The sequence below is a fragment of the Clostridium sp. UBA5712 genome (genome assembly GCF_002419845.1).
GTDB classification, from domain to species: Bacteria; Bacillota; Clostridia; order Clostridiales; family Clostridiaceae; genus Clostridium_J; species Clostridium_J sulfidigenes.
Genome location: NZ_DIGW01000003.1, coordinates 143,438 through 154,709, shown reverse-complemented (window position 1 = coordinate 154,709; position 11,272 = coordinate 143,438). Strand labels below are relative to the sequence as shown.

Genomic DNA, 11,272 nt, shown 5'->3' with positions numbered 1-11,272 from the left:
CTTTATAAAAAATACTACCTCTTAATTTTAAAATTAAGAGGTAGTATTTTTATTTTATTTTAAAAGAACTTTTTAGAGATACTATTCTGTTAAATACAGGTTTATCATCTGTAGAATATTTAGAATCCACATTAAAATATCCATGTCTAAAGAATTGGAAGCTTTCACCTGGTTTTACACCCTTCATATTATCTTCAACATAACCTTGTAATACTTCTAAAGAGTTTGGATTAACACATTCTAGGAAAGTTTTGTTTTCATCAATTTCTTCATCTTTTATTAAAGGCTCATATAGTCTAAATTCTGCTAGTATAGCAGAGCTAGCATCTACCCAATGTATTGTACCCTTAACTTTTCTACCTGTAAATCCTGTTCCACTCTTAGTTTCCTTGTCATAAGTACAATGAATCTCAACAACCTTTCCAGATTCATCTTTTATAAAATCATTACACTTTATAAAGTATGCTCCCTTAAGTCTAACTTCATTTCCCGGAAATAGTCTGAAGTATTTTTTAGGTGGCTCTTCCATAAAATCTTCTTCTTCAATATATATTTCTCTAGAGAATTGTACCATTCTTTTTCCCATGGATGGGTCATCTTGATTATTTTCAATCTCTAACATTTCAACTTCACCCTCAGGGTAGTTAGTTATAACCACCTTTAAAGGCCTGATAACTCCCATGGTTCTTGGTGCTTTAGTACTTAAATCTTCTCTAATAAAATGTTCTAATAATTGTTCATCTACAGTACTATCATTTTTTGCTACCCCAATTTCTCTACAGAAGTTTCTTATAGCCTCAGGAGTATAACCACGTCTTCTTAATCCAGCTATAGTTGGCATTCTTGGATCATCCCATCCATCAGCAATACCTTCATCTACTAAAGCTTTAAGTTTTCTTTTACTCATTACTGTATTAGTAATATTTAATCTTGCAAATTCTATTTGTCTCGGAGTACTTTCCATTTCACACGCTTCTACTACCCAATCATAAAGTGGTCTATGATCCTCAAATTCTAAAGTACAGATTGAGTGAGTTATGCCTTCAATAGCATCTTCTAGGGGATGTGCAAAATCATACATTGGATATACACACCATTTATCTCCTGTATTATGATGTGCTGTATGAGATATACGATATATTATAGGATCCCTCATATTTATATTTGGAGAGCTCATATCAATTTTAGCTCTTAAAACCTTCTCACCATCCTTAAACTCACCTTTTCTCATACGATCAAATAAGTCTAAGTTTTCTTCAACGGTTCTATTTCTGTAAGGACTTTCTTTTCCTGGTTCTTTTAAACTACCTCTATATTCTCTTATTTCATCAGGAGTTAAATCACATACAAAGGCTAATCCTTTTTTAATTAAGAGTACTGCCCTATTATACATTTCCTCAAAATAATCTGATGCAAAGTATAAATCATCCCAGTCAAATCCAAGCCATTTTATATCTTCTTTTATAGATTCAACATATTCAGTATCCTCTTTAGTAGGATTTGTATCGTCAAATCTTAAGTTTGTCTTTCCATTAAACTCATCTGCTAACTCAAAGTTTAAAACTATAGATTTTGCATGTCCTATATGTAAATATCCATTTGGTTCTGGTGGAAAACGAGTAATTATATTGTCATGCTTCTTGCTCTGTAAGTCATCCACCACTATTCTTTTAATAAAATTTGAAGATGTATTTCCTATATTTTCTCCCATAATAATCACTTCCTCTTATTATATTTTATTTAGGTTATTATCAAATAATTTAATATAATGGCATTCATATACCTTCATTATCGAAACATAATTCATATTATCAATAAATTATCTAATTATTTTGACTTACACAACCTTAAATATATCATAATTTGCACTTTTTTTCTATTATCTTTAAAGTTATAGTACAATAACTTCTATTTTAAACTATAACCTATTATTCCTTATTGGAACTAGGCTTATACCTATACAAGTAAAGAAGAAAGTGATTCCTTATACATTACATATTGAAGATGTAATGCTCTAGTTAAAGCTACATATAGCAACTTTTTATCTAAGACTTCATTCCTATACATATCTTCATCACAATTATAAACAATGGTTGCGTCAAACTCTAACCCCTTGGTCATATAGCTAGGTATAAGTAAATTATCTATATCTAATTTACTTTGACTCTCTTCTATCAGTTCCCATTTATATTTGGACTCCTTCTTAAGCCTTTTATGTAATTCCTTGCATTCAGTATAGGTTTTGCAAATTATAGCTACAGTTTTTTTATTCTTACTATATATTTCTTCTAATAAAGAATCAATAACTCTTATTTCTTCATCTTCTTTAGCATTAATAACCCTAGGTTCATCTCCATGTCTTAATATAGGAAGAGCTGGTTTTATATTTAACTTTTGCTTTTCTAATACCCTGTTTGCAAACTCTATTATTTCTACTGTAGACCTATAGCTTTGGGATAAAGTTATATAAGTGGCATCTTCGCTAAATACCTTTTCTACTAAGCTTTCCCATGAGTTAATTCCTTTATAATTATAGATTCCTTGCCCTAAATCCCCAACTATAGTCATGGAGTTATTCTTCGATATTTCTTTTAATACATTAAATTGCATAAGACTATAATCTTGTGCTTCATCAATGACAGTATGAATATAATTCTCTCCTACTACTCCTTCTAACTTCAATTGTAAGTATGTTAATGCCGTTAAATCATCGCAGTCTATATTTTTAGTGGCAATATTATTATTTATTTCATCTCTCATATAGTCAGCTAACTTTTTAGGTAAGCAATTATCTGTTACAGATGAAAATGCTTCTTCATCATTATATAGATTTATATAACTATCTACTACACTTATCTTCTTCCAACTACCAAAGAACTCCTTTAATGCCTTACTCCCTTTAGTTTTTAGTCCTGCTATAAGCTCATCTCGTTCATCATAGGTTTTAATTATCTCTTTTCTCTTATCTTCCTCTGATATGTCTTTTCTATCCTTTATATCTTTTATCTTAAAAAAGTATATATTTTCTATCTTTTCTTTAATTTCTTCTATTCGGTTTTTCAACTTACCTTTAAAGTATTTATTTATTTCATCTTTTCTTTTGTTAATAGGTAAATTTTCTAAATCCTTTATATATAGTCTTTTTATTTCCTTTGCTGAAAATAAAATGTATTCATCTACTAATATATCCTCTACTTCAGAACTCTTTCTTTCTAAATATTTTATAAACCTATCCATAATGGTTTTATAGGTCATTGTCCCTTTTATCTTGCTAGATGCAGTAATGTATTTAATTTCTTCCTCATCCTTACATTCCATTATATGTGCAAGCTTTTTATCCTTAGTTATTATTTTATATTTAATGTTTAAAATTGCACTGCAAAGTTCCTCAAAGGTTGACTGTTTTACATTACTAACTCCTAAGTTTGGTAATATATCTGATATATAGTCTAAAAATAATTGGTTTGGTGCAACTACTAGTATGTTTCTATTGTTCATTTCATCTCCATAGGTATACACTAGGTAGGCTAATCTATGTAATGCTACAGTAGTCTTTCCTGACCCTGCGGAACCTTGAATAATTATTGGTTTATTTTTATAGGCTCTAATAATTTCATTTTGTTCCCTCTGAATTGTATTTACTACATCCTTAAGCTTTTTACTCATATTTTCTTCTAGATTTATCTTTAAAAACTCATCTACTAGTTCTTCTCCATCTTCTGATACTGGAACTATTAACTCATTTACTCCCTCATCAAAGATATTTACTATTTTTCCATCTTTAACTTGGAATTTCCTTTTTAATAATAGGTCTCCTTGAATTTCTCCCATGGGGGCAGTATAAGATGCTGCTCCAAAAGTTCCACTATAATATAAATTGGCAAGAGGTGCTCTCCAATCAATGACAACCTCTTCGTTTTTAACTTCATCTATAAGTCCAAACTTACCAATATAAAAGCTTTCTACATCTCTTATCTTTTCCTTGAAATCAATTCTTGCAAAGTATGGATTATCTTTACTTTCATTATACTTATGCAAATCTTTATTTGCGAAGTCTTGAATATTTTGGGCTAAAATTAGCTCTGTACTAAAAGTACCCCTTGAAGATTTTTTAAGAGTTGCTACTTTCTTTTCATACTCTTCACACTTTTTCTCAGTGTTTAAAAGTTGTTCTTCTATCCATTCCTTAGTACTACTGAATTTCATTTCTTCCTTCAAAGTCTCTTCTCTATTAATTGTCATTGTTTTTCACCTCTCACTTCTTATATTTTTGAAAAAATATAGAGGAAAAACCCCTTGGATTCTCCCTCTTTGCTTATAATGTAATATTTTTTGCATTAATCGTATAATTTTCTAAGAGCTTATCATATCATAATGAAATATTTCTTTGTTTATGAGTTGCCTATATATTATACATTAAATTTTTACAAATTCATAGAAGTTTTTAAATATTTGTTATCTATTTAAGTTTAAATGTCTTAGGTGCTAATTTATAAACTAATATTAATGCTATAATCATATATATTACAGTGAATATGATTACTCCTATACTAAACATATAGGAAGAGCTATCAATTCCTGAACACATATAACAAACTACATACATTACTGTATTAATTCCTCTGAATAGTGGACTTTTAACCTCTAAGTTAGCAGTATATGGCTGAATTATATAATATATGGCTAAATGATGTATAGAAAAAAAGCAAGCCAAGGCTATTATACTTAAAAATAAATAACTTAATTCTAATATTGCCTTAGGGTCTCCAGATGCTATTAGTATGAAAATTATACAACAGCAAATTACTAAAGCAGGAAGAATATTAAAAACAACTACCCTTTTTAACCTAGATTTAAAATTAGAAAATATAGCTTCTCTTTGTCTATAGTATCCATATCTAAGTAAGCTTATATCACAATTAAAAAACATAGCCTTACAAATTCTTTCTGTAGTAGATAAAAAGTACATTACAAATATCCAACTAGAAGTTTTATTCTTGAAAAAATCTATAATACCCCCTTTATCACTTGGTTTCCACAATACAAATCCAATGGCAACTATTGTTACTATAAGGCTTCCTATAATTATATATTTTGAAGACTTTGATAAAAGTTTTTTGTATCTTTTGAAAAATATAGCATTAAGATATTCATAGCCTTGCTTATTTTCATAGATATTGGAATTCAAGTCTTCTACTTTTATCTTCTTCTCGTTTATTTCTACATCTTTAAACTGAACATCTTTTACTAATTTCTGTTTCTCTAAAATATTATCCTTAGTGCATATAATTTTACTAATATCCTTAAACCTTTTGTATTTAAAGATATATCTAAGAGATAAAACTGACAATAAAAATAATAGGATAATAATCCTGTAATCATATATCCACCTATGAAGTCCTATATTAACATGAAAAAATAAAGGAACATAGGCTAGTAAAGGACAAATAATCACCAATGTCCCAATAAATATATCCATATTTGATATCATCTTGTTAAACCTACTAAATACAAATAAATGTATAAACTCCCATATGAACCTAATGAGTATAAACTCAAAGGTCAAAATTAATCCCTTTACTGGAGAAAACAGTACCATCATCACGGGAGTAAAATGTATAAAAGCTAAAATTCTGGTATAAACCATTTCACTTATAAAGTACTTTTTAGCATCCACCCTCATTAATCTTATCATGTTGAAAGGTTTTTCATCTCGTGGTATTAAAGTAGTATTTATAATGGGTCCTAGAATAAAGCTTAAAATAAAAAATATTTGAAGAGCTACTTCCTGTAAATTTCCGCTTTCCTTTGAGAGGTACAGAGCAGGAAGTGCTATCATCACACCAATATAAACAGCTTTTTTAATAAAGCCAAATAAAAAAGACATTATTTCAAATATAATTCCAAGAGTAATTTTAGCCTTTGTTTTACTGTAAAAACTCTCTGGAACTTTTTTACCTATTAGCGGAATCCTCTTGATGAAATATATGAATGTATTTGCACCTTGTACAAAGGAGAATTTGTATGTATTAGTAAAAGTTCTAATCATAATTGTCCTCCTTTAAAATTTCCATGATGCTTTCCTCAAACTTTCCACTTCTTATAAGTTCACTTGGAACTTGCTCTAATATTCCATGATTAAGAACTACTATTTCATCACATAAATCCATGGCAAGTTGTAATATATGGGTTGAAAATATAATTATATGCTCACTCTTTATTTCCTTTAATAAATTTTTAATTTCTAGTGCCACAATTACATCAAAAGAACTTAATGGTTCATCTAATAAAATTACCGGCGGTCTACTTATTAAAAAGCATAACATCTGGAGCTTGTTCTTCATTCCGTGAGAATAGGTTTTAATTAATCTATGACTATCGACCCTAGATATTTTTATGATATTTAAATATTCCTCTACGGTCTTAATATCATTAATCTTATCCTTATTTATATCTATATAGAATTTAACAAACTCATAACCTGTTAAAAACTCTGGTAATACTGGATCTGCAAAAACAAATCCTATATTAGAATAATCTAACTCTCCTTCATTACCCAATCCATTCTCTAAGATGACTTCCCCTGAATCTTTGCTTAGCTCTCCACTTATACAATTAAATAAAGTAGTTTTACCTGCACCATTTCTTCCTAATAGGCCATATATCTTTCCTTTTTCAAAGGTAAAAGATGCTCCTTTTAACACCACTTTATTTTCAAAACTTTTTTGTATATCCTTTAATATTAACTCCACTTTTCTCCCCCTAATCTTCTCAAACCCGCATGGGCAGAACAACTATTTTCCTATATAAATATTTATATAGGAAAATTTTTTCATATATCCTATTAACTATTAAATCACATATTTTACAAATTATCTATTTAAAATTGTAGGTTATTATGAAATAATAGGATAAAGGTTATTCTTATATTATAATTTTCTAAGTAATAACTTAGAATCAAGAATAAATGTTAACTAAGCTCGTTTATGAACATTTTACTTTTAAGGAGTTGTATTAAATGGAGAATTTAGAGAAATTTCGAAACTTTATGAAATCTAGCTTTTCAACAGAAGAAGATGAAGGGGAATATGAGTTATCTGATCAACAAAAAAAATTACCTCAACCACCTTTACAAAAACCATATGATGAAAATGATAAAACTATAGACTTGCCTGAGGTAACAGATAAAATTTTAGTTAGATCTAATATCCTAGACATTATAAATCAAAGGGAAAGTCATCGTAAATTTACTGATGATAATCTAAGCTTAGAGGAGCTATCCTTTCTTCTTTGGTGTACACAAGGTGTAAAAAAAGTTACTGCTAATAACTATGCAACCCTTAGAACCGTACCTTCTGGTGGTGCTCGTCATCCCTTTGAGACATACTTAGTAATAAATCACATTAAGGGCATTAAGAAGGGCTTATACAGATACCTTCCCTTACACCATAAATTACTTCTTATATTAGAAGATTCTACTTTATCATCTCAACTTTCTGATATAGCTTGTGAACAAACCTTTGTTGGCGATAGTGCCGTAACCTTTATATGGAGTTGTATTCCCTATAGAGGCGAATGGAGATATCTAGATGCTGCCCATAAAGTTATGCTACTTGATGCAGGTCATGTATGTCAAAACCTTTATCTTGCTTGCCAAGCCATAGATTGTGGTACCTGTGCTGTAGGAGCCTATGACCAAAAGCTTATAGATAAATTTCTTGGATTAGATGGCGAAAATGAGTTTGTAGTTTATGTAGCTCCCGTTGGTAAAGTAAGTAAATAGTTCAAAAATAGTATACCATATTTAACAAAGTCTAAAGGATAGCTTAAGTAAAATTTAAGGTGTCCTTTTTATATAAATCAACCATAATTATTAATCATAATTGACATTTATAAGGTGGCATTAATACTTTCTTTCTACATATAAAATGTATCACAATTTAGTATATTGAAATAATTCTATATTTTCTTTTAATATATTCAAAGATATTTAAATAAAATTCAACTTATATTTGACATAAAATTATTATGATGATAACATTTATTAGTACTAATAAGATTTAAACTGTATTTAAATACATATTTATTACCATTTTAATTTAAAATGGCTAATTTTTCTGCTTGATATATCATAATATTTTTTGTATCATATACAAGGTTAATACATAGGACAAATCCAATTGAGGTATAGGTTAAACCCTTCACTTCAATTGTTAAATAAAATTAAATAAGAATATATAGGGGGACTTTATTATGAACAATCTTATCTATGTTTGTATAGTTGCTGGATTGCTTGCTTTAATCTCTGCCTTTTTACTACTATCAAAAATTAATAAAAGTAGTGAAGGTACAGATAGAATGAAAGAAATCGCTTCAGCTATCAGTGAAGGTGCTACTGCTTTCTTAAAGGCAGAGTACAAAGTATTAATCATTTTCTGTGCTATTATTTTTGTATTAATTGGTGTAGGAATAGGTAGCTGGGTTACAGCTGTTTGCTTCTTAGTTGGAGCATTATTCTCAACTCTAGCAGGTTATGTTGGTATGCATACAGCTACTAAAGCCAATGTAAGAACTGCTGAAGGTGCTAGAACATCTGGTATGAGTAAAGCACTTTCAATTGCATTCTCTGGTGGAGCTGTTATGGGTCTGTGTGTTGTAGGTCTTGGACTACTAGGAGTAAGTGTAGTTTACTTTTTTACAAATAATATAGAAGTACTTACTGGATTTAGTTTAGGAGCTTCTACTCTAGCTCTTTTTGGACGTGTTGGTGGTGGAATATATACTAAGGCTGCTGACGTTGGAGCTGACCTTGTTGGTAAGGTTGAAGCTGGTATACCTGAAGATGATCCACGTAACCCAGCAGTAATCGCTGATAACGTTGGTGATAACGTTGGTGATGTTGCTGGTATGGGTGCAGACTTATTTGAATCATACGTTGGTTCTATCATATCTGCTATTACACTAGGTGTAGTTGCTTTTGGATTAAAGGGAGCTATTTTCCCACTTATAATATCTGCAGCAGGAATTTTCTGTTCTATAATAGGTATTGTGCTTGTAAATAATAGCAAAAGCCAAAATCCACATAAAGCTTTAAATAGTGGAACTTACTTAGCTAGCATATTAGTTGTTATATCTTCTGCTGTACTTAGTAAAAAATTCTTTGGAGATTTCTTACCATTCTTCGCAATAATTTCTGGAATTATAGTTGGTTTATTAATTGGTAAGTTAACAGAAGTATACACTTCAAGTGATTATAGATCAGTTAAGAAAATTGCTGAACAATCTGAAACTGGTTCTGCAACAACAATAATATCTGGACTTGCTGTTGGAATGGAATCTACAGCTCTACCTATAATATTAATTGCTATTGCTATACTAGTTGCTTATTCATTCTCTGGATTATACGGTATTGCTCTTGCAGCTGTTGGAATGTTATCAACTACTGGTATTACTGTAGCAGTTGATGCTTATGGTCCAATTGTTGACAATGCTGGTGGTATTGCAGAAATGTCAGGACTTGATTCATCAGTTCGTAAGATTACAGATAAATTAGACTCTGTAGGTAACACTACAGCTGCTATGGGTAAAGGCTTTGCTATTGGTTCTGCAGCTCTTACTGCATTAGCATTATTCGCTTCTTACTCTCAAGCTGTTGGATTAACTACTATCGATTGTTTAAATCCTAAAGTAATTGTTGGATTATTAGTTGGAGGTATGCTTCCATTCTTATTCTCAGCATTTACAATGGAATCAGTTGGTAAAACAGCTAATAAAATGATTGTTGAAGTTCGTAATCAATTTAAAACTATTCCTGGTATTTTAGAAGGTACAGGAAAACCTGACTATAAAAGATGCGTTGAAATTTCAACAGCTGCAGCATTAAAAGAAATGATGCTTCCTGGAGTTATGGCTGTAGCTTCACCATTAGTAATTGGTATATTACTTGGTACTGAAGCTTTAGGTGGACTTTTAGTAGGATCTCTTGTTTCTGGAGTTATGCTTGCTATCTTCATGTCTAACTCTGGTGGTGCATGGGATAACGCTAAGAAATACATTGAAGAAGGTACTCACGGTGGTAAAGGCAGCGATGCTCATAAAGCTGCTGTTGTTGGAGATACTGTTGGAGATCCATTCAAGGATACATCAGGTCCATCAATCAACATATTAATAAAACTTATGACAATTGTTTCTTTAGTTTTTGCTTCACTATTTGTTTCAATAGGTGGACTTTTATAGAAATCTAATTATAAGTTAAAATATTAAACCTCTTATTCTAGAATTATAATTCTAGAATAAGAGGTTTTTTCAATTAAATATCTTGATTTCTAATCTAAAAATTCTCCATCATATTCTTCTAAGAAAGAATGTTTTTGTCCATCCTTTTGCCAACCTAAAATTGCATCCATATTTACATTTTCAGCAGCCTTAAATATAGATTTATCAACATCTTTAAAATTCTTTTTCATTTCTTTTATCATATCCTTTATTTCATGTCTCTTGTTACCAATCTTCTTTGCTGCGACCATGCATGCACAGTTAAGAGGCCATATACCACTGCTTTGTATAAAGTTTTCTATATAACTTTCCTCAACATAATAAAGAGGACGTATAAGCTCTAATCCTTTAAAGTTGGTTGCTTTAAGTTTGGGAAGCATAGTTTTAAAAGTTCCTCCATAAAGCACATTAAGCATTGTAGTTTCAATAACATCATTAAAGTGATGTCCTAATGCTAGCTTATTGCATCCAAGCCTTTCAGCTTCAGAATATAATGCACCCCTTCTCATCCTAGCACACATATAACAAGGATAATCCTTTGCTATCTCATCTATAATGTCAAATATTTTTGAATCAAAGGTATGTATTGGTATATTTAAATAATTACAATTATCCAATAAAAGCTCTTTAATCTGTGGATGATATCCTGGGTCCATAGCAATAAATTCTAATTCAAAATTTACTTGCCCATGACGTTTTAACTCTTGAAATAACTTAGCCATTATTATACTATCCTTACCTCCAGATATTCCAACAGCTATCTTATCTCCTTCTTCTACTAATTTGTATTCTCTAATAGCCTTAATAAATTTAGACCATACTGATTTTCTATATTTTTTAATTAAACTTCTTTCTATTTCTTCTAATGGCTTTCTTTCATTAAAAGGGACTAATATTTCACAACCTTCTCCTGCTACACCACTCATTTATTTCACCTCGTATATTTTTTAATATATGTACTTTACATATTTCTAATATTAAGTTTATACTTTTACAC

7 protein-coding genes are annotated in these 11,272 nt (G+C 30.0%); 2 read left to right on the top strand and 5 right to left on the bottom strand.

All coding sequences use genetic code 11. From position 1 onward, the window contains the following. Positions 1 to 49: 49 nt before the first annotated feature. The 4 genes from B3B03_RS01645 to B3B03_RS01630 form a co-directional block, all read right to left on the bottom strand. Positions 50 to 1,711: a glutamine--tRNA ligase/YqeY domain fusion protein gene (locus B3B03_RS01645; protein ID WP_346848779.1), complete on the bottom strand. Its 1,662-nt coding sequence runs from the start codon at positions 1,709 to 1,711 to the stop codon at positions 50 to 52. A gap of 245 nt (positions 1,712 to 1,956) precedes the next feature. Then, complete coding sequence (helD, locus tag B3B03_RS01640) at positions 1,957 to 4,242, bottom strand: RNA polymerase recycling motor HelD (RefSeq protein WP_346848778.1); 2,286 nt, start codon at positions 4,240 to 4,242, stop codon at positions 1,957 to 1,959. A gap of 217 nt (positions 4,243 to 4,459) precedes the next feature. Continuing rightward, positions 4,460 to 6,049, bottom strand: a complete 1,590-nt coding sequence (locus tag B3B03_RS01635; protein ID WP_346848777.1) for a hypothetical protein — start codon at positions 6,047 to 6,049, stop codon at positions 4,460 to 4,462. Then, positions 6,042 to 6,752 carry an ABC transporter ATP-binding protein gene (locus B3B03_RS01630; RefSeq protein ID WP_346848776.1) on the bottom strand — a complete coding sequence of 237 codons (711 nt, stop codon included), beginning with the start codon at positions 6,750 to 6,752 and terminating at the stop codon, positions 6,042 to 6,044. The genes B3B03_RS01635 and B3B03_RS01630 overlap by 8 nt, the downstream gene beginning before the upstream one ends. 266 nt (positions 6,753 to 7,018) lie before the next feature. Between B3B03_RS01630 and B3B03_RS01625 the strand changes: the two genes are divergently transcribed. Together B3B03_RS01625 and B3B03_RS01620 are read left to right on the top strand one after the other, a co-directional pair. After that, positions 7,019 to 7,783 (top strand): SagB/ThcOx family dehydrogenase, encoded by a 765-nt coding sequence (locus B3B03_RS01625; RefSeq protein WP_346876328.1) that lies wholly within the window; start codon positions 7,019 to 7,021, stop codon positions 7,781 to 7,783. Positions 7,784 to 8,253: 470 nt separating this feature from the next. Next, the gene (locus B3B03_RS01620) at positions 8,254 to 10,236 is read left to right on the top strand and encodes a sodium-translocating pyrophosphatase (protein WP_346876327.1); all 1,983 of its coding nucleotides are present in this window, start codon (positions 8,254 to 8,256) and stop codon (positions 10,234 to 10,236) included. Between the two features lie 89 nt (positions 10,237 to 10,325). On the opposite strand, the gene B3B03_RS01615 is transcribed toward B3B03_RS01620, so the two are convergent. Then, positions 10,326 to 11,201, bottom strand: a complete 876-nt coding sequence (locus B3B03_RS01615; protein WP_346848773.1) for a tRNA 2-thiocytidine biosynthesis TtcA family protein — start codon at positions 11,199 to 11,201, stop codon at positions 10,326 to 10,328. Positions 11,202 to 11,272: the final 71 nt, after the last annotated feature.